16 protein-coding genes and 3 pseudogenes are annotated in these 19,858 nt (G+C 69.3%); 9 read left to right on the top strand and 10 right to left on the bottom strand.

Annotated elements, in window-relative coordinates:
* The first annotated feature begins 106 nt into the window (after positions 1–106).
* The 3 genes and pseudogenes from QMK30_RS04550 to QMK30_RS04540 form a co-directional block, all read left to right on the top strand.
* Positions 107–490 carry a winged helix-turn-helix transcriptional regulator gene (locus QMK30_RS04550; protein ID WP_283515886.1) on the top strand — a complete coding sequence of 128 codons (384 nt, stop codon included), beginning with the start codon at positions 107–109 and terminating at the stop codon, positions 488–490.
* Positions 490–1,594, top strand: a pseudogene (locus QMK30_RS04545) (sensor histidine kinase); the annotation flags it as partial. The gene QMK30_RS04550 and the pseudogene QMK30_RS04545, both read left to right, overlap by 1 nt.
* 85 nt (positions 1,595–1,679) lie before the next feature.
* A pseudogene (locus tag QMK30_RS04540) lies at positions 1,680–2,270 on the top strand (serine hydrolase domain-containing protein); the annotation flags it as partial.
* A gap of 44 nt (positions 2,271–2,314) precedes the next feature.
* On the opposite strand, the gene QMK30_RS04535 reads toward QMK30_RS04540, so the two are convergent.
* The 3 genes from QMK30_RS04535 to QMK30_RS04525 all read right to left on the bottom strand — a co-directional run bounded on the left by QMK30_RS04535 (position 2,315) and on the right by QMK30_RS04525 (position 5,834).
* On the bottom strand, positions 2,315–2,857 hold the full coding sequence (locus tag QMK30_RS04535; RefSeq protein WP_283515817.1) for a hypothetical protein: 543 nt from the start codon (positions 2,855–2,857) through the stop codon (positions 2,315–2,317).
* Positions 2,858–3,094: 237 nt separating this feature from the next.
* Positions 3,095–4,258: an ABC transporter substrate-binding protein gene (locus tag QMK30_RS04530; protein ID WP_283515885.1), complete on the bottom strand. Its 1,164-nt coding sequence runs from the start codon at positions 4,256–4,258 to the stop codon at positions 3,095–3,097.
* 136 nt (positions 4,259–4,394) lie between these two features.
* On the bottom strand, positions 4,395–5,834 hold the full coding sequence (locus tag QMK30_RS04525; protein WP_283515816.1) for a gamma-aminobutyraldehyde dehydrogenase: 1,440 nt from the start codon (positions 5,832–5,834) through the stop codon (positions 4,395–4,397).
* 163 nt (positions 5,835–5,997) lie between these two features.
* Here QMK30_RS04525 and QMK30_RS04520 point away from each other — a divergent pair, with 163 nt between their 5' ends.
* From QMK30_RS04520 to QMK30_RS04495, 6 genes and pseudogenes are all read left to right on the top strand, one after another.
* Positions 5,998–6,504: an Lrp/AsnC family transcriptional regulator gene (locus QMK30_RS04520; protein WP_283515815.1), complete on the top strand. Its 507-nt coding sequence runs from the start codon at positions 5,998–6,000 to the stop codon at positions 6,502–6,504.
* On the top strand, positions 6,489–7,868 hold the full coding sequence (locus QMK30_RS04515; RefSeq protein WP_283515814.1) for an aspartate aminotransferase family protein: 1,380 nt from the start codon (positions 6,489–6,491) through the stop codon (positions 7,866–7,868). Before QMK30_RS04520 ends, QMK30_RS04515 begins: the two co-directional genes overlap by 16 nt.
* 180 nt (positions 7,869–8,048) lie before the next feature.
* The gene (locus QMK30_RS04510) at positions 8,049–8,777 is read left to right on the top strand and encodes an ABC transporter ATP-binding protein (protein WP_283515813.1); all 729 of its coding nucleotides are present in this window, start codon (positions 8,049–8,051) and stop codon (positions 8,775–8,777) included.
* Positions 8,759–9,913, top strand: a complete 1,155-nt coding sequence (locus QMK30_RS04505; protein ID WP_283515812.1) for a hypothetical protein — start codon at positions 8,759–8,761, stop codon at positions 9,911–9,913. The genes QMK30_RS04510 and QMK30_RS04505 overlap by 19 nt, the downstream gene beginning before the upstream one ends.
* A gap of 430 nt (positions 9,914–10,343) precedes the next feature.
* Positions 10,344–10,829, top strand: a pseudogene (locus QMK30_RS04500) (LOG family protein); the annotation flags it as partial.
* A 110-nt stretch (positions 10,830–10,939) separates the two neighbouring features.
* On the top strand, positions 10,940–11,872 hold the full coding sequence (locus tag QMK30_RS04495; RefSeq protein WP_283515811.1) for a DMT family protein: 933 nt from the start codon (positions 10,940–10,942) through the stop codon (positions 11,870–11,872).
* A gap of 193 nt (positions 11,873–12,065) precedes the next feature.
* Here the strand turns inward: QMK30_RS04495 and QMK30_RS04490 are convergent, their stop codons facing one another.
* The 7 genes from QMK30_RS04490 to pyrH form a co-directional block, all read right to left on the bottom strand.
* Positions 12,066–13,091, bottom strand: coding sequence for an ABC transporter ATP-binding protein (locus QMK30_RS04490; RefSeq protein WP_283515810.1), 1,026 nt, complete (start codon positions 13,089–13,091; stop codon positions 12,066–12,068).
* Positions 13,091–14,704, bottom strand: a complete 1,614-nt coding sequence (locus tag QMK30_RS04485) for an ABC transporter permease (RefSeq protein WP_283515884.1) — start codon at positions 14,702–14,704, stop codon at positions 13,091–13,093. Before QMK30_RS04485 ends, QMK30_RS04490 begins: the two co-directional genes overlap by 1 nt.
* 86 nt (positions 14,705–14,790) lie before the next feature.
* Positions 14,791–15,888 carry a thiamine ABC transporter substrate-binding protein gene (locus QMK30_RS04480; RefSeq protein ID WP_283515809.1) on the bottom strand — a complete coding sequence of 366 codons (1,098 nt, stop codon included), beginning with the start codon at positions 15,886–15,888 and terminating at the stop codon, positions 14,791–14,793.
* Between the two features lie 203 nt (positions 15,889–16,091).
* Entirely contained in the window at positions 16,092–17,198 is a 1,107-nt protein-coding gene (rlmN, locus tag QMK30_RS04475; RefSeq protein ID WP_283515808.1) for a dual-specificity RNA methyltransferase RlmN, read from the bottom strand.
* A gap of 90 nt (positions 17,199–17,288) precedes the next feature.
* Positions 17,289–18,377, bottom strand: a complete 1,089-nt coding sequence (locus QMK30_RS04470; RefSeq protein WP_283515807.1) for a phosphatidate cytidylyltransferase — start codon at positions 18,375–18,377, stop codon at positions 17,289–17,291.
* Positions 18,377–18,934 carry a ribosome recycling factor gene (frr, locus tag QMK30_RS04465; protein ID WP_283515806.1) on the bottom strand — a complete coding sequence of 186 codons (558 nt, stop codon included), beginning with the start codon at positions 18,932–18,934 and terminating at the stop codon, positions 18,377–18,379. Before frr ends, QMK30_RS04470 begins: the two co-directional genes overlap by 1 nt.
* Before the next feature lie 105 nt (positions 18,935–19,039).
* Positions 19,040–19,825 carry a UMP kinase gene (gene pyrH / locus QMK30_RS04460; RefSeq protein ID WP_283515805.1) on the bottom strand — a complete coding sequence of 262 codons (786 nt, stop codon included), beginning with the start codon at positions 19,823–19,825 and terminating at the stop codon, positions 19,040–19,042.
* Between the last annotated feature and the right edge of the window lie 33 nt (positions 19,826–19,858).

The raw sequence follows: 19,858 nt of genomic DNA, 5'->3' as shown, positions 1-19,858 counted from the left end.
GCTTGGGTTGATGAGATCTGCTTGGGTTGATGAGAACGACACTAGAAAGTCCGGCAGGCACCATCCGGTGCCCACGGACGCGGTAAAAGGGGGGGCCTTCGTGGCCATGGAACCAGCGGACCGGCCAGGTCCGCAGCAGGTCGATTTCCTCGCGGACTGCCGGGCCAGGCTCGGCTTCGACCTGCTCGCGAACACCTGGAGTTCGGTGACGCTGTGGGCACTGCGTGACGGCCCGCTGCGCCACGGCGAGTTGAAGGAGCGCATCGGCGGCATCCGCACCAAGGTGCTCACCGAGACGCTTCGACGGCTGGAGTTCAACGGGCTGCTGCGCCGGAAAGCGGCGTCGGCGCCGACGCGTGTCGACTATGAACTCACCGAGTTGGGCCGGTCGTTGCTGGGTCCCATCGAGGCGGTCGGCGTCTGGTCGCAGCAGTACGGCGACGAGGTCCTGGCGGCGCAGGACCGTGCGGAGACACAGGCCACAGGCTGATGCGGATACGTGAGCTCGGCGAGCGGCTGCGCGGCTCGGGCCCCTGGGCCGTGGACATCGGCATCACCGTGCTCGTACAGGCGGCGGTGGCCATGCCGTTCGTCGTACCGCGCGCCCCCGGGCTGCCCGACGTGACCTGGTTGTCGTACGGCATGACGACCTCGGCGGTGCTGCCGCTGATCTGGCGCCACCGGGCGCCCGTGTTCTGCTGAGCGTCCTGACGATCTCGGCCCTGAACAAACTGACGCTGGACGGGCCCGGCCAGCCCCTCCCGTACGCCGGTCTGATCGCCGTCTACACGGTCGCGGCGCTGTCGCCGCCGCGCAAGCGGATGGCCGTGACCGTGCTGACCTTCGCCGCGATCGTCCCCTCCGTCGCGCTCAACACCGGGGAGGCAAGGGGGCTGCTCTTCTCCCTGTTCGTCTTCGTCGCGGCCTACACGTTCGGGCGCCTCGCCCATACCCGGCAGGCCTACCTGGCGGCCCTGGTGGACCGGGCAGCGCAGTTGGAGCGGGCGAACCGGATCGAGGCGGAGCAGGCGACCGGCCGCGAACGGGCCCGCATCGCACGGGAGATGCACGACATCCTGTCGCATGCCGTCAGCATCATGATTGTCCGGGCGGAGGCCGGGCCGGTCGCCGTGCGCACCGCGCCCGCGCGCGCGGAGGCCGCGTTCGACGCCATCTCGGAGACCGGCAGGGACGCGATGACGCAGCTGCGCCGGATGCTGGGTGTACTGCGCGAGGACGGTGCGCCCGGCGGCGCCCCGCGCGAGCCGCAGCCCGACATCGCCGAACAGGCGATGCTCGTAGGGCGGTTGAGGCGCAGCGGCCTGCATGTCGATTACGGGACGACCGGCCGGGTACGCCCGCTGCCCCTCGACATCGAGGCGACCGTCTACCGGGTGGTTCAGGAGGCGCTGACGAATGTGGTCAAGCACGCCGCCGCGAGCAGGGCCGACGTACAACTCACTTACGGACCGAACACCTTGGAGATCACCGTCACCGACAACGGACGCGGCGGGGGCACAGTGTGACTTCGGGCGGCCACGGCCTGATATCGGCATCCGCGCCCGGCACCGGCACCGCCCTCGGCCCGCCTGGACACGCTGACGGCCCGCGAACGCGAGACGCTGCCGCATCTGGCCCGGGGGCTGTCCAACGCGGAAATCGCGGCTTCGCTGGTGGTGCAGGAGTACCTGAACATCAACTACACGATCCTCGGCATGCTCACCGAGAGGGGCACCGGTGCGACGTACGAGCGCGAGGCCACCCGCCGCATCTTCAAGCCCCTCGGCATGCGCCACACCACGTTCCCCGGCACCGACCCGCGCATCCACGGCCCGCACAACCGGGGTTACCAGATCCTCAAGCAGGCGGACGGCTCGACCGTGCTGCGCGATGCCACCGTGTGGAACCAGGCCGACCGCTGGGCCGCTGGCGACATGATCTCCACGACCGCGGATCTGGAGCGGCTGCTGTTCGCGCTGTTCCGCGGCGAGGTCGTGCCCCAGCCGCAGCTCAAGGAGATGTTCACGGTCCCCGCGGGCGTGCCGGACGCGACCATGAGCGCGGGGCTGGAGCGCTACGAGGACAAGGGCACGGGCCAGGTGCTGTGGCTCAACTCGGGCGGCCGCTTCGGCTACAACACCCTCATCGCCGCGACCCCCGACCAGTCCCGGACCCTCGTCTACTCGGTCAACGCGACGGACGCGAAGGCCGAGGGGATGAAGCCGGTGGCCGAGCGCATCGTGCAGGCCACCTTCCTCAACCGAGACTGACGGGTCGCCCCGTCGACCCATCGACCCGTCGGCCCATCAGTCCGTCAGCCCGTCAGGGCCGGCATCTGCGGGCGAGGGAAGACCGGCGCGGTCAGCGCCTCAAGGAGCTTGATCCTGCGCCGCACGATCATCAGCGGAATCACCCCGAGGACACCGAACGACATGTCGATCACGGACCACCAGAAGGGAATCCCGCGGATCGGCCCGCAGATGAGCGCCAGCGGAATGGTGCCGACGCAAGCGATCATGCCGAACTCGATGACCCAGATGTTGCGTACGGGGTCGCGGTAAGGGCCGTAGAAGGCGACCGCGATGACGAGGTGCGCGAAGGCCAGCCAGTCCGTCCCATACAGGACGAAGGGGTACTTCGCCTCTGTGGCGTCCAGCCCGGCCCGTACCCGCTCGACCCACTCCATCAGTGCCGGGAAGTGCTCGGGCACCGGGGAGCCGGAGGACTTCAGCAGGCTTTCGAGCCAGTGGAGTTCGGTGACGAGCGGGAAGGCGGTCAGCCCGCTCAGCACCAGACAGACAATGAAGAAGATCAACCACACCCGAATGCGCCGCAAGAGGACGCTGGCCTCGCTCATCTCCGCAGCGTACGCCCGTATTTACCTACTCTTTACACCGCCCCCACAGAACCGCTCCACCCCGTCCCGGCCCCTTACGACCTCGGGGGCAATAGTGCGCGGGCTCCCGACGCCCCGCGACTCCGCCTCCGGCGTTGTCGTCGGTCGACGACGCTCCGCGTCGCCTCCCTCCTCCGCCTAGGACGCGAAGCCGCAGGACGCCGCTCGCCGATCCACACTCCATTGCCCCCGAGGTCGTTACAGGCCCACGATCGAGTTCCACCTCTTCGCGAACTCCAGCCGCTCCTCGGACGTGATGTCGCGCGCGATGACGAGCCGCTTCCGCATCGCGTCGTCGGGGAAGATCAGCGGGTCCTCGGCGAGCGCGGCGGTCTCCTCGTCCTTGGAGGAGGCGAGGATGTCACGCGCGGCCGGCACCGGGCAGACGTAATTGACCCAGGTCGCCAGCTCGGCGGCGACCGCCGGCTCGTAGTAGTGGTCGATGAGCTTCTCGGCGTTGCGCTTGTGGCGGGCGAGGTTGGGGATCATCAGGCTCTCCGCCCAGAGCTCCGCGCCCTCGTCGGGCACCACGAACTCGATGTCGGGGTTGTCTGCCTGGAGCTGGATGACGTCGCCCGAGTACGCCTGGCAGGCCAGTACGTCACCGCTCGCCAGGTCCTTGATGTAGTCGTTGCCGGTGAAGCGCCTGATGTGCCCCCGCCGCACCTGCTTCTCCACCTGCTCGCACATCCGGTGGAAGTCGTCCGCGCCCCAGCGGGTCACGTCCACGCCGTTGCCCTGCATGAGGAGCGCGAAGCTCTCGTCGAGCCCGGAGAAGAGCGTCACCTTGCCACGCAGCTCGTCGGCCCACAGTTCGGAGGTGTGCCGGATCTCGTGGCCGAGCTTCTTGCGGTTGTACGCGATGCCGGTGATCCCGGACTGCCACGGGACGGAGTGCAGCCGCCCCTCGTCGAAGGCGGGGGTGCGCAGCTGCGGATCGAGGTACTTGGCGATGTTGGGCTGCCCGGCCCGGTCCATCTCCTGCACCCACCCGAGGCGTACGAACCTGGCGGCCATCCAGTCGCTCATGACGATCAGGTCGCGACCGGTCTCCTGGTGATTCATCAGCGCGGGGCCGATCTTCCCGAAGAACTCGTCGTTGTCGTTGATCTCCTCGGTGTACCTGACGGAGATCCCGGTGCGCTTCGCGAAGCTGTCGAGGGTGGGGCGCCGCGACTCGTCCTCGTCGTCGGTGTCGATGTAGAGGGGCCAGTTGGCGAAGTGCAGGCTCTTGTCCCGGCCCGAGATGTCACGTCCGGCCCGGTCGCCCGGTTTCACATAGGCGGCGGGCACCCCGCATCCGACGAGCGCGGCCAGCGCGCCTGCCGTACCGAATCCGCGGAGCAGCGTACGACGCGACACATGACCAAGATCACCCATGGTGCCCACCCTGGTCCCACGGAGCGGGGGCGGGCAATAGACAGTCTGTCTATTGCCCGCCCCCGTCGAACAGCGTCCTGACCGGACGGTGTTGAGATCAGCGCTCGGCTCTCGGGTCTCAGCCGTCGAGCGAGGTCATCACGTGCTTGATGCGCGTGTAGTCCTCGAAGCCGTACGCCGACAGGTCCTTGCCGTACCCCGACTTCTTGAATCCGCCGTGCGGCATCTCGGCGACCAGCGGGATGTGGGTGTTGATCCACACGCAACCGAAGTCGAGGTTCTTGGACATCCGCATCGCGCGGCCGTGGTCCTTGGTCCACACCGAGGAGGCGAGGGCGAACTCGACGCCGTTGGCCCACTCCAGAGCCTGCGCCTCGTCCGTGAAGGACTGGACGGTGATGACCGGACCGAAGATCTCGTTCTGGATGATCTCGTCGTCCTGCTTGAGGCCGGAGACGACGGTCGGGGCGTAGAAGTAGCCCTTTTCGCCGACCTGGTGGCCACCCGCCTCGACCTTGGCGTGGGCGGGCAGCCGCTCGATGAAGCCGCTGACCTGCTTCAGCTGGTTGGCGTTGTTGAGCGGGCCGTACAGCACGTCCTCGTCGTCCGGCTGCCCGGTCTTGGTATCCGCGGCGGCCTTCGCCAGCGCCGTCACGAACTCGTCGTGGATCGACTCCTGGACGAGCACACGCGTCGCGGCCGTACAGTCCTGGCCCGCGTTGAAGAAGCCCGCGACCGAGATGTCCTCGACGGCCTTGGCGATGTCGGTGTCCTCGAAGACGACGACCGGCGCCTTGCCGCCCAGCTCCAGGTGAACGCGCTTGAGGTCCTTGGCGGCGGACTCCGCGACCTGCATGCCGGCCCGTACGGAACCGGTGATCGAGGCCATCGCGGGGGTCTTGTGCTCGACCATCGCGCGGCCCGTGTCACGGTCGCCGCAGACGACGTTGAAGACGCCCTTGGGGACGATCGCGCCGATGATCTCGGCCATCAGGACGGTCGATGCGGGCGTGGTGTCCGACGGTTTCAGGACGACCGTGTTGCCCGCGGCGAGCGCCGGTGCGAACTTCCACACGGCCATCATCATCGGGTAGTTCCACGGTGCGACCTGCGCGCAGACACCGACCGGCTCGCGCCGCACGATGGAGGTCAGACCCTCCATGTACTCGCCGGCCGAGCGGCCTTCGAGCATCCGGGCCGCGCCCGCGAAGAAGCGGATCTGGTCCACCATCGGCGGGAGCTCTTCGGTACGGGTGAGCCCGATCGGCTTGCCGCAGTTCTCCGACTCGGCCGCGATCAGGTCCTCGGCGCGCTCCTCGAAGGCGTCCGCGATCTTGAGCAGCGCCCGCTGGCGCTCCGCGGGCGTGCTGTCGCGCCAGCCCGGGAAGGCGGCCGCGGCGGCGGCCATGGCCGCGTCGACGTCGTCCTGGCCGGACAGCGGCGAGGAGGCGTACGCATCTCCGGTAGCCGGGTTGACCACCTCGATGGTCCGCCCGTCAGCGGCGTCCCGGAACTCTCCGTCGATGTAATTGCGCAGGCGACGCAGTTCGGTGGTCACTGCCACCCCTCCCTCTCGGACGTCCAATGGATGAGACACCCACCCTAGTCGCTGAGGTAACGCTTTCGACATACCCGACTGGCAAGAACTTCGGATTTCGCGAGATCTGGGCTCCCGAACAACGAATTTCATCGGTTTGGGGTTGCGGGACAGACGAGACGTCGTGCACAGTGAAGCCGTGGCCAGTCGAAGCGCAGACTCCAGGAACGGGCACGGCACCTCCCCTACGGTGGATGCCGTCTCCCTGGCGATCATCCAGCAGCTCCAGGAGGACGGACGCCGTCCGTACGCCGCGATAGGCAAGGCGGTCGGTCTCTCCGAGGCGGCCGTGCGCCAGCGCGTGCAGAAGCTGCAGGACCAGGGCGTGATGCAGATCGTCGCCGTCACCGACCCGCTCACCGTGGGTTTCCGGCGTCAGGCGATGGTCGGCATCAATGTCGAGGGCGACCTCGACCCTGTCGCCGAGGCACTGACGGCCATGGCCGAGTGCGAGTACGTGGTGATGACCGCGGGCTCCTTCGACCTCATGGTGGAGGTCGTCTGCGAGGACGACGACCACTTGCTCGAAGTGATCAACAAACGGATTCGCACGCTCCCCGGTGTGCGCTCCACCGAGAGCTTCGTCTACCTCAAGCTGAAGAAGCAGACCTATATGTGGGGAACCCGATAGTCGTGAGCCAGGACCTCTCCAAAACCGCGTACGACCACCTGTGGATGCACTTCACCCGCATGTCGGACTACGAGAACGCACCCGTGCCCACCATCGTGCGTGGTGAGGGCACCTACATCTTCGACGACCAGGGCAAGCGCTACCTCGACGGCCTCTCCGGCCTGTTCGTGGTCAACGCGGGCCACGGCCGTCACGAGCTCGCCGAGGCGGCGTACAAGCAGGCGCAGGAGCTGGCCTTCTTCCCGATCTGGTCGTACGCACACCCGCAGGCCGTCAAGCTGGCCGAGCGGCTCGCGGACTACGCGCCGGGCGACCTGAACAAGGTCTTCTTCACCACGGGTGGCGGCGAGGCCGTCGAGACCGCGTGGAAGCTGGCGAAGCAGTACTTCAAGCTCACCGGCGAGCCGACCAAGTACAAGGTCATCTCCCGCGCCGTCGCCTACCACGGCACCCCGCAGGGCGCCCTGTCGATCACCGGCCTGCCGGCCCTCAAGGCGCCGTTCGAGCCGCTGGTGCCCGGCGCCCACAAGGTGCCGAACACCAACATCTACCGCGCCTCGATCCACGGCGACGACCCGGTGGCCTTCGGCCGCTGGGCCGCCGACCAGATCGAGCAGGAGATCCTCTTCGAGGGCCCCGAGACGGTCGCGGCCGTCTTCCTGGAGCCCGTACAGAACGCGGGCGGCTGTTTCCCGCCGCCGCCCGGGTACTTCCAGCGGGTCCGCGAGATCTGCGACAAGTACAATGTGCTGCTTGTCTCGGACGAGGTCATCTGCGCCTTCGGCCGCCTCGGCACGATGTTCGCGTGCGACAAGTTCGACTACGTACCGGACATGATCACCTGCGCCAAGGGCATGACGTCGGGTTACTCCCCGATCGGCGCCTGCATCATCTCCGACAAGCTCGCCGAGCCGTTCTACCAGGGTGGCAACACCTTCCTGCACGGCTACACCTTCGGCGGCCACCCGGTCTCCTCGGCCGTCGCCAACGCGAACCTCGACATCTTCGAGCGCGAGGGCCTCAGCCAGCACGTCCTCGACAACGAGGACGCGTTCTTCACGACGCTCAAGAAGCTGCACGACCTGCCGATAGTCGGCGACGTCCGCGGCAACGGCTTCTTCTACGGCATCGAGCTGGTGAAGGACAAGGTCACCAAGGAGACCTTCACCGACGAGGAGACGGAGCGCGTGCTCTACGGCTTCCTCTCCAAGGCCTTGTACGAGAACGGCCTGTACTGCCGAGCCGACGACCGCGGGGACCCGGTCGTCCAGCTCGCCCCGCCGCTCATCTCCACGCAGGAGACGTTCGACGAGATCGAGGGCATCCTGCGCCAGGTGCTGACGGAGGCCTGGACCAAGCTCTGATCGTAAGGTCCGTCCTGTCGCGGCCCGGATACGCCCGTTCGAGTGAGAACGGGGGTGTCCGGGCCGCGCGCTTGCCACACAGCCATGGTCCGAATCCCTACCGTGCCCAGTGACCGATCGGCCCCGTCTTCGTTCCCTCGTACGGGGGACGGGATATCTGATCTGAACGAGGTGTACGCCATGGTGGCCCCGCCGGACAACGATGTGCTCTGGGCACGGTCCCTGCACTACTCCCACAGTGGCTCCCCCGCCCTCACCGGTGTCTCCCTCGGTGTGCGAGAGGGCGAGATCCTCGCCGTCAACGGCCCGCGAGGCAGCGGCAAGACCACCCTGCTGCAATGCCTTTCCGGTCAACTCGTCCCGGACCAGGGTGAAGTGTGGTTCAACAGCGCTCCCGTGCACACCATGGGCCCGCTGCTGCGCGAACGGCTGCGCCGCGACCGGTTCGGCTGGATCGACCCCGAGCCCCGCCTGGTACCGGAACTGAACGCCTGGGAGAACGCGGCGCTCCCCCTCCTGCTGCACGGCACTTCGCACCGCACCGCGAAGAAGGCCGCCATGGAGTGGCTGGAGCGGCTCGACATCGGCATGATCGCCCGCAAGCGCCCGGCCGCGCTCCTGCAGTCCCAGCGCCAGCGCATCGCCATCGCCCGCGCCCTGGTCACCACCCCCTCGGTGCTCTTCGCGGACGAGCCGACGGCGCCGCTGCACCGCATGGACCGCACCCAGGTACTGCGCACGCTCACCACCGCGGCCCGCTCGCACCGGATCACCGTCGTGCTGGCCACCCACGACGCGGAGGTGGCGACCCTCGCGGACCGCACGGTGTCGCTGCTCGACGGGCGCCGCGTCGCCTCCGTGCCGGCGGCCGGTGTGGAAGGCCGGGCCGCGTGCTCGCTCTCCGTCTAGCCCGCGGCACCCATCCGCTGGTCCTGCTGCGTCGTCTGCTGGTCGCGGCGGCCTCGGCCGGGGTGGGTTTCCTCCTGCTGTGCACGCTGGGTTACGCGGTGGGCCATCCCGCCCACTCCACCGGTTCCGTGCTCCGCCTGCTCTGGTGCCTGGCCCCGCTGGCCGCGACCGTGCACTTCGCGGTCGCGGTGGCCCGTACCGACCCGAGCACCAGCCCCCCGCGCGCCGGCCTGTCCGGCGCCGGACTCGGACCGGCCCGCCTCACGGCGCTGGCCGCCGTGTCCACGGCGGTCTCCTGCACGCTGGGCAGCGCCCTCGCGCTGCTCTTCTATCTCCACCTCCGCGGCGACCTCACCGGCCTGCCCTTCGACGGCGCGGCGGCCGAACTCCTCGCCGCCGGGCGGCCCATGCCGCTCGCCGCCGCACTCACCCTGCTGTGCCTGGTGCCGCTGACGGCGGCGGCCGCGAGCGCCCTGGCCCTGCGACCGCACCCCGTCAAGCCGGCCGACGACACGGCCGCCGCCCCCCACCGGGTCCCCACCGGCCTCCCCTGGGGCGTCGCCCTCACAGCGGCGGGCCTCGCGGTGGAGGCGTACGCGAACCGCGGCGCACCCGGCGCCCCGTTCCCGCTCCCCGGCCGGCTCGACGTGGTCCCGGCGGGCGTGCTGGCCGGCTGGGCCCTCACGGCACTGGGGCTGGCGCTGGCGGGTCCGGGCCTGACGTACCTGTGCGGGCGCGTGATCCAGTCGGTCCGGCCGGGCGCCGTGCGCCTGCTCGCGGGCCGCGTCCTGATGGACGAGGCCCATCGCATCGGCCGCCCGCTGGGCGTGGTCTGCGCGGTGGCATCGGGTGCGATCGCGGCGTCGACGCTGTACGGCGGCGACGGCGGCCCACGCCCCTTCGGACCTCTTACGGGCCTGGGCGCGGCCCTGGTCATGAGCTGCACCGTCGCCACCCTGCTGACGGCGACGCTGGAGGCCAAGCACGCCCGTACCGACACGACGAAGGCCCTGCTCCGCCTGGGCGCCCCGACCCAGACGCTGCGCGGCGCGGCAACGCTGCGAGCCATCGCCCTGCTGACGGTCTTCGGCCCCCTGACCTGGGCCGTGGCGGAACTGGCCGCGCTGCCCTTCTGAATGTGTCCCGCGCCCCTCCTCTTCTTAACGCCCCCCTCGCACCACTCGGCCCGGGGGGCCTCCTGGGCTTCGGGTCGCTCCGCCGGCCTCCGACCGGCGCGGGTGGGGCCGGGCCGGGGCCCGAACGGGGCCAGGGCACCTGGCTACCCCTTGGTCCCCCTCCGGCACCGCTCCGCGCAGCAGGCGCTCGGGGGGCCGGGGGCCTCACCGGTTCCCGGAAGGGGCGGATTGGGGGAACGTCCTCGCCCCGCCACAGTCCGCGATCCAGGGGCCGGGGGCGCATCCGGACGACCGCGCGCCCCCGTCCGGGGGTAGCGCGCGCGGGGGCGGATTCGCCCTTCCGCGTCCCCGCCGTACCCCGCCCCATCCGCGCCCCCGCAGGGCCTAGCGTGGCCGAGTGCCTCAACAGCCGGACCACGACCGCGAAATCAAGGCCCTCGAACTCCTCGCCGGGACCCCGTCCTTCGTCCCGTCGATCACCGAGTGGGCCAAGGCCGCCTTCGCCGTCCGCGACCGCTGGCCGTCCGGCGGCGACTCGGTCGGCATCCCCACCTGGTTCCACGGGCACGAGCCGCCGCACGCCTTCGCGGGCCACACCGCCAAGTACTTCGCCAACGCCACCCGCGAGGACGGCCTCCTCGCCCGCTGCACCGCGGGCGTCGTCTTCCTGCCGGGCGCCGCGGGCACCGTCCAGGAGATCTTCGACAACGCGACCCCGAACTACTACGAGTCGCGCGGCGAACCGACCCCCATGGTCCTGGTCAACCGCACGCACTGGACCGGGCGCCTCCCCACCTGGCCCCTCCTCCAGGCCCTGGCGAAGGAGCGCCCGACGCGGGCCCGTATCGCCCTGGTCGACACCGTCGAAGAGGCCCCGGCGGCCCTCGCCCGGCTGGCCGCGGGCAAGAACGCCTGATCCAGCAGGTCCGACCGGGCAGGTCCACAAGATCCAGAAGCAACGTTTACGCCCACAGGCACGTCTGCCATTCGGAACAGGACAGACGAACCGCGTGAACGGAGTTCTTGGTGCTCATCGGCCTACTGACCGCAATCGCGGCGTCGATCTGTTACGGCACGGGCTCCGTCCTGCAAGCCGTCGGATCCCGCAAGTCCGCCCGCCGCGAGGCAGACGCGTCAGGAGTGACGCAGCACGGCGGGCCGAATCTCTCCTCCACCGCGAAGGCCGCGATGACCTGGGAGTTCATCGTCGGTACGATCCTGGACTTCATCGGATTCGGCCTCGGTGCCCTCGCCGCGCGCCTCCTCCCGCTGTTCCTCTCCCAGACGGTGATCAGCGCGAATCTGGTGATCACGGCGGTGTTGAGCGTGAGGATGCTCGGTATCAGGCTGGCCCGCAAGGAGTGGACGTCCATCGGCGTCGTCTGCTCGGCCCTGATCCTGCTGGCCACCGCCGCTGGCCACGAGGGCGGCAGCCACACCCCGATCGCCACCCACTGGTGGCTGCTGGTGATCGCGGTCGCGCTGACGGTGGGCGGCACTCTGGCGGTACGTCTCCTGGGCGCCCGCGCCGCGATCCTCGCCGGTCTGCTGTCCGGCCTCGGCTTCGGCGCGCTGGGCGTGGGCGTCCGTGTACTGAACGGTGTGGACCCGTTCGATCTCTCCGCCCTGCTGTCCGACCCGGCCCTCTACGCGATCCTGGTCGCGGGCATCGGCGGCATGTACCTGCACACAGTCGCCCTCCAGATCGGCTCGGTCAACGGCGCGACTGCGGCCCTGGTGGTCGGCGAAACGGTACTGCCGGGCGCGATCGGCGTCCTGTGGCTGGGCGACGCGTCCCGCGAGGGCTTGGCCTGGATGGCGGTCCTGGGCTTCGTCCTGGCGGTGGCGGGAGCGGTCGCGGTGGCCTGGTTCGGAGCGCCGGAGGGGGGCGAGGAGACCGCACAGGCAGAGGAGCCGCAGCCCGGCGAGCTAGCGAAATCCAGCCCGTCCGGCGTTTGAGGACCGGGAGCAGGAGGTCAACCGACCCCGTGCCGTCCCCCACCCCGCCCATCTCAGCCCGTCCGGCGTTTGAGGACCGGAGTGTCTGGGGCGGAGCCCCAGTTCGGGAAGGGGCGGGTAGGGGACAGCGCCGCAGGCAACCCGCACCCGCCCTGCCACCCGCACCCCGCAACCCGCAACCCGCACCCGCCCCCTACCGCTCCTCCGGCAGCACCACCACGTCGTCCGCCGCGAACACGACCCCCACTTCCGCGCCCTCCCCCGGCGCGTCCCGCAACGCACACTCCGCCTCCAACTGCGGCGCCCCCGCGGGCTGCAGCAGCAGAGCGACATGGTTGCCGCGGAACGTGCGGGCCGTCACCGTGCACGGCAGGCCGTCCGCCACCGGCACCTGCCGGACACCCGCCGGCCGTACCAACAGCCGGCACGCGCCCTGCGGCGAGCCGGCCGGCACCGGGATCTTGCCCCACACGGTGTTGGCCGCCTCACCGGTCACCGTGGCCGGGACGACATTGTCGAAGCCGAGGAAGCGGGCGACGAATTCGGAGGCGGGCCGCTGCCAGACCTCCAGCGGCGTACCGGTCTGGGCGATCCGCCCGTCCCGCATCACCACCACCCGGTCGGCCAGCGCGAACGCCTCGCCCTGATCGTGCGTGACGGCCAGCACGGTAGTACCGAGCAGCCCGAAAAGCCGCCGCAGCTCGACGACCAGACGCTCGCGCAGCGTCCGGTCGAGCTGGCCGAGCGGCTCGTCGAGCATCAGCAGCTTCGGCTGCGGGGCCAGCGCCCGTGCGAGCGCGACCCGCTGCTGCTCACCGCCGGACAGCGTGGCGATCGCCCGCCGCTGCGCCCCCGGCAGCCCCACCAGATCCAGCAGCTCGTCGACCCGGTGCACCTGCTCGGCCCGCGCAGCCCCGCGCATCCGCAGACCGAAGGCGACATTGCCGCCGACGTCCCGCTGCGGAAAGAGCTGGTGGTCCTGGAACATCAGGCCGACCCCACGCCGGTGCACAGGCACCCCGCTCTGGTCGCGCCCGTCGAGCAGCACCCGCCCGGCATCCGCGCTCTGCAGCCCCGCTACGACCCGCAGCAGCGTGGATTTGCCGCTGCCGCTCGGCCCGAGCACACAGACGATCTCGTGATCGGCGACCGCCAGATCCACCGATTCGAGCGCCGCGAGCTTCCCGAACCGCACACTCACGCCGTCCAGCCGCAACATCAGAACTCCCCCGACCGGTCGGTACGGATACGTTCGAGCACCAGCAGGGACACCGCGCACACCACCATCAGAATCGTGCTCAGGGCCATCGCCTGCCCGTAGTTGAGGTCCCCGGCGCGCCCGAGGAGCCGCGCCACGGCCACCGGAAGTGTCGGGTTGTCGGGCCGCGCGATGAAGACGGTCGCCCCGAATTCGCCGAGCGACACGGCGAACGCGAACCCGGCGGCGACGAGCAGCGCCCGCCGCACCATCGGCAGGTCGACCTCCCGCCAGGCCCGCAGCGGCGAAGCCCCGAGCACCGCGGCCGCCTCACGCAGTCGGCCGTCGACGGCCCGGAGTACGGGCAGCATCGTCCGTACGACGAAGGGCACACCCACCAGCGCCTGGGCGAGCGGCACCAGGATCCAGGTCGTCCGCAGATCCAGCGGCGGCTTGTTGAGCGTGATCAGGAAACCGAAGCCGACCGTCACGGCGGAGACGCCGAGCGGCAGCATCAGCAGTGCGTCGAAGCCCCGCACGAGCCGACCTGCCCGCCGCGTCAGAGCTGCGGCGGCCAGACCGCCGACGAGCAGCGCGATGGCTGTCGCCACCAGGGCGTACTGCAGCGAATTCCACACCGCCTCAAGCGGCGGCACCAGGAACGTCCCAGTGCTCCCGCCCGCCGACTGGAGCGCGCGGTAGTACATGAAGCCGTACCCGTCGGGCCCGTCGAAGGACCGCTCGACGAGCACCCCGACCGGTAGCAGGATCAGCACCACCACCGTGGCCAGCACCCCGCCGAGCAGCGACCACTGCCCCACCCCGCGGGGCCGGCGCGCGGTCTGCGCCGCGTCGACCAGTTTCAGGGCGCTCTCCCGGCGGCGTACCGTCCACGCGTGTAGGGCGAGGATCGCGCCCACCGCCGCGAACTGCACCAGCGTCAGGACCGCCGCCGTCGGCAGGTCGAGCAGCTGCGCGGTCTGCCGGTAGATCTCCACCTCCAGGGTGGAGTAGGCGGGCCCGCCGAGGATCTGTACCACACCGAACGAGGTGAAGGTGAAGAGGAAGACCATCAGCGCGGCGGCGGCCACGGCGGGCACGAGCGCCGGCAGCGTCACCCGCCGCCAGGCCTCGAAGCGCCCGGCGCCGAGCACCCGCGCGGCCTCTTCCTGGCGCGGGTCGAGCTGCGCCCAGAGGCCGCCCACGGTGCGTACCACCACGGCGTAGTTGAAGAAGACGTGCGCGAGGAGGATCGCCCACACCGTCGTGTCGAGCCGTACGCCCCACAGCTCGTCGAGCAGCCCACCGCGTCCCAGCATCGCCAGGAACGCGGTCCCGACGACCACCGTCGGCAGCACGAACGGCACGGTCACCACGGCTCGCAGCAGCTGCTTGCCGGGGAAATCGAGCCGGGCGAAGACGTACGCCGCGGGCAGGGCGATCAGCAGGGTCAGCACGGTCGAGGCGATCGCCTGCCAGGTGGTGAACCACAGGACGTCCAGGATGTCCGAGTCGGTCAGCACCTCAGCGATCCGGCCGAACTGCCAGCTGCCGTCAGCCTTGAGCCCGCGCCCGACGATCGCGACCACGGGGTACGCGAAGAAGAGCGCGAAGAACACGACGGGTCCGGCCATCAGGCCGAGCCGCGCGGTGTTCCCGCGCAGCCCTTGCCTGATGCCCTTCTTGACGCCCTTGCCAGCTCCAGGCGTGACGTCCTTGCTTACTTCAGGACGAGCGAGGACCACGACTTGACCCACTGCTCACGGTTGTCTGCGATCTTGTCCGGGGCCACGGTCTGCGGCTTGTCGATCACCGCGCCGAACTTCGTGAACAGCTCGGGCAGCTTCGCGTCCTTCGCCACCGGGTTCACGAACATGTTCAGCGGCATGTCCTCCTGGAACTGCTTGCCGACCAGGAAGTCCAGCAGCGCCTTGCCGCCCGCCTCGTTCTTCGCACCGCTCAGGAGCCCCGCGAACTCGGTCTGCCGGAAGCAGGTGCCGGTCGCGACGCCGGTCGGCGCCTCCTTGGGCTGCGGCTTCGCGTAGAGCACCTCGACGGGCGGGCTGGAGGCGTACGAGACCACGAGCGGCCGGTCGCCCTTGGTCTTCTTGCCGCCTGCCGAGCCGGAGAACTCCTCGTTGTACGCCTGCTCCCAGCTGTCGACGACCTTCACGCCGTTGTCCTTGAGCTGCTTCCAGTAGTCCTGCCAGCCGTCGTCGCCGTACTGCGCGGTCGTACCGAGGAGGAAGCCGAGGCCGGGCGAGGAGTTCTCGGCGTTCTCGGTGACGAGCAGGTCCTTGTACGCGGGCTTCGCGAGATCGTCGAAGCTCTTCGGCGGCGCGAGCTTCTTGTCCGCGAAGTACTTCTTGTCGTAGTTGACGCAGATGTCGCCGGTGTCAATGGGCGTGACCCGGTGCTCGGCCTTGTCGAGCTGAAGGCCGGCCGGAACCCTGTCCAGGCCCTTGGCCTCGTACGACGTGAACAGATCGTTGTCCAGGGCCCGCGAGAGGAGGGTGTTGTCGACGCCGAAGAAGACGTCGCCGCGCGGGGAGCCCTTGGTCAGGATCTCCTGGTTCAGGGCGGAGCCCGCGTCGCCGCTCTTGAGGACCTGGACCTTGTAGCCGGTCTCCTTGGTGAACGCCTTCAGCACGGACTCGGAGGCGGCGAACGAGTCGTGGCTGACGAGCGTCACCGTCTTGGATTTCGAGCCGCCGGACGACTTCGCGCCGTCGTCGGACCCGCCGCCGCAGGCGGCCAGCGTCGAGACGCCGAGCGCCGCGGCGAGGGCGCTGAGTGCGAACTTCTTGGTGGTGCTCACTGAATTCCTCCTGGATGACCAGGAAGAGACGCGGCCCCGCCCGAACAGAGTGCGGGCAGGGCGCTACAGCTCGAGTAGTGACCGAACTTCCTACCCGGAATGACCCGGGCAAGGTTCAGAGGGTCTGCGGCGATGCCGCACTCTCAGCGCTGTGGCGCTCCCCTGTCGGAATATGTAAATGTCCGACCCACGTTACACGGGCCCTATCGCTCCGAAGCCGCCAGCTGTCCGCACGCTCCGTCGATCTCCTGGCCACGGGTGTCCCGTACGGTCACGGGCACGCCGTGGGCCGCGATCGCCGCGACGAAGGCCTTCTCGTCCTCGGGCCTGGACGCGGTCCACTTCGACCCGGGCGTCGGGTTGAGCGGGATCAGGTTGACATGCACCGGCTTGTTCTTGAGGAGCCGTCCGAGCAGGTCACCACGCCAGGCCTGGTCGTTGATGTCGCGGATCAGCGCGTACTCGATGGAGATGCGACGGCCGGACTTCGCCTCGTGCTCCCAGGCGGCGTCCAGCACCTCACGCACATTCCACTTGGTGTTGACCGGCACCAAGGTGTCGCGCAGCTCGTCGTCCGGGGCGTGCAGCGACACCGCGAGGCGGCACTTGAAGCCCTCGTCGGCGAAGCGCAGCATCGCCGGCACCAGGCCCACGGTTGACACGGTGATCCCGCGCTGCGAGAGGCCGAGCCCGTCGGGCTCCGGGTCGGTCAGCCGGCGGATGGCGCCGACGACCCGGTTGTAGTTGGCGAGCGGCTCTCCCATGCCCATGAAGACGATGTTGGACAGCCGGGCGGGCCCACCGGGGACCTCGCCGTCGCGCAGCGCGCGCATGCCGTCCACGATCTGGTGCACGATCTCGGCGGTCGACAGGTTCCGGTCGAGACCGGCCTGGCCCGTCGCGCAGAACGGGCAGTTCATCCCGCACCCGGCCTGCGAGGAGATGCACATGGTCACCCGGTCCGGGTAGCGCATCAGCACGGACTCGACGAGCGTGCCGTCGTGCAGCTTCCACAGCGTCTTACGGGTGGTGTCGTCGTCACAGCTGATGTGCCGCAGCACATTCATCAGGTCGGGCAGCAGCGCCGCCTGAAGCTTCTCGCGCGAGCCGGCCGGGATGTCGGTCCACTGCTCCGGGTCGTGTGCGTACCGCGCGAAGTAGTGCTGCGACAGCTGTGTGGCACGAAACGGCTTCTCACCGATCGCGGCCACGGCCTCGCGGCGCTCGGCGGGCGTGAGGTCGGCGAGATGCCGCGGGGGCTTCTTGGCTCCGCGGGGCGCGACAAAAGTAAGTTCTCCGGGTACAGGCATGGTCAGACCAGTGTCGCAGACATCCGGAAAGGGGTTCGCCGCCCTGTGGACGACGAACCCCAAGCACCAACTAGCCGCTAAAAGCGCAGGTCAGCCCGTTCCTACGAAGAGGACGAAGAGCAGCCAGACCACCGGAGCGGTCGGCAGCAACGAGTCGAGACGGTCCATGATGCCGCCGTGGCCCGGCAGCAGCGTGCCCATGTCCTTGATCCCGAGGTCCCTCTTGATCATGGACTCGCCGAGGTCGCCCAGCGTGGCGCTCACGGCGACCGCGAACCCCAGCACAAGACCCTGCCACCACGTCCCGTCGTGGACCACGTGCTGCATCAGCAGCGCACCCGCCGCCATCGCGAAGACGACCGCGCCGAGGAGCCCTTCCCTGGTCTTGCCGGGACTGATGCGCGGCGCGAGCTTGTGTGTGCCGAAGCGCCAGCCCACGGCATACGCGCCGGTGTCGCTGACCACCGTCAGCAGCAGGAAGGTGAGTACCCGCTGCGCTCCGTCGTCGGCCGTCAGCATCAGCGCGACGAAGGTGGCCAGGAAGGGCACGTAGAACACGGCGAAGACGCCCGCAGTGACGTCCTTGAGGTAGCCGTCGGGCGGTTCGGTCATGCGCCAGACGAGCACCGCGAGAGCGGTGAGCGCCATGGCGACCCAGGCACCCTCCGCACCCCTCACATACCCGGCGACGACCATGGCCGCACCGCCGACCGCGAGGGGCACCAGGGGGGCCTTGATTCCCCTGCGCTCGTCGAGCCGGGAGGTCAGTTCCCACAGCCCGACGACAACGGCGACCACGATCACGCCGATGAAGGCGGCCTTCCAGATAAAGAGGGACGCGATGACCACCGCCCCCAGTCCCCCACCCACGCCTATGGCGGCGCGCAGATCACGGCCCGCGCGCTTCTTCTGCGCGGGCGGCGGCTGGGGGATGTGCATGGGCTCCTGCGGCTTCTCGTCGCGCAAGGGGGGACCACTCAGCGGAGCGGCCCCCCGGTCGCGGTCGTCGTCGCGGCCTTCAGCGTCTCTGCCTGTCTCGGGCACGATGGGCATGGGGCGAGTCTGCTCGGCCTGATGCGCATCGTATGCGGGACCCGCCGGGACGGGTCCCTGCTCGGACGGGTCCCACGCGCCGGCGTAGCCGCCTCTCGGCGGGGCCCCCCAGGAAGAGTCGTTCATCAGATCTCGAGCAGCTCGGCTTCCTTGTGCTTGAGCAGCTCGTCGACCTGTGCCGCGTACTTCGCGGTCGTGTCGTCGAGCTCCTTCTCCGCACGGCGGACCTCGTCCTCGCCGGACTCCTTGTCCTTGACGAGCTTGTCGAGGGTCTCCTTGGCCTTGCGACGGATCGCACGGATGGAGATCTTGGAGTCCTCGGCCTTGGTCTTGGCGACCTTGATGTACTCCTTGCGACGGTCCTGGGTCAGCTCAGGGAACGTCACTCGGATGATGTTGCCGTCATTGCTCGGGTTGACGCCCAGGTCGGAGTCCCGGATCGCCTGCTCGATGTTGCGCAGCGCGCTCTTGTCGAACGGGGTCACCACGGCCATCCGCGGCTCGGGCACCGAGAACGAGGCAAGCTGGTTGATCGGCGTCAGCGCGCCGTAGTAGTCGGCCACGATCTTGTTGAACATCGCCGGGTGCGCACGACCGGTGCGAATCGCGGCGAAGTCCTCCTTGGCCACCACGACGGCCTTCTCCATTTTCTCCTCGGCCTCGAGGAGGATGTCTTCGATCACCAGTTGCTCCTGCATGTCTTGAGTGGGCCCCGCACTCGGGCCCGGCGTTAACCCGCGTCTTCTCCTGCACGGTGTCCGACCGGCAGGACATTGTCCATCCCCCGGTCAGGCCCGAGTACCCTGCGCATTCACGAGGGTGCCGATCTTCTCGCCCCTGACGGCGCGCGCGATGTTGCCTTCCGAGAGCAGCTCGAAGACAAGGATCGGAAGCGCGTTGTCACGGCACAGAGTGACGGCGGTGGCATCCGCGACCTTGAGGTCGCGAGTGATCACCTCGCTGTAATCCAGCGCGTCGAACTTCACCGCGTCCGGGTTCTTCTTGGGGTCCGAGTCGTAGACCCCGTCCACACCGTTCTTGCCCATGAGCAGCGCCTCGGCGTCGATCTCCAGGGCGCGCTGAGCGGCGGTGGTATCGGTGGAGAAGTACGGCATGCCCATACCGGCGCCGAAGATGACAACGCGGCCCTTCTCCAGGTGACGTACGGCGCGCAGCGGAATGTACGGCTCCGCGACCTGTCCCATGGTGATGGCGGTCTGGACCCGGGAGTCGATGCCTTCCTTCTCCAGAAAGTCCTGGAGGGCGAGGCAGTTCATGACCGTACCGAGCATGCCCATGTAGTCGGAGCGCGCCCGGTCCATGCCGCGCTGCTGCAACTCCGCGCCACGGAAGAAATTGCCACCGCCGATGACGATGGCGATCTCGGCTCCGTCGCGTACGACCGCGGCGATCTCACGCGCGATGGCGTGCACGACGTCCGGATCGACACCGAGCCCCCCGCCGCCGGCGAACGCCTCGCCGGACAGCTTCAGCATGAAGCGACCGGCCTTCTTGCCGTTCTTGTCGTCGGCCTTGCCGTCGGCAGACTGATTGGCGTCCGCGCCCTGTTTCATGGAGATCTCCTCGTGCACATACGAAGAAGGCCA

The sequence above is a fragment of the Streptomyces sp. H27-C3 genome (assembly GCF_030063415.1).
Lineage (GTDB): Bacteria > Actinomycetota > Actinomycetes > Streptomycetales > Streptomycetaceae > Streptomyces.
This window is presented reverse-complemented; position numbering and strand designations above follow the sequence as displayed.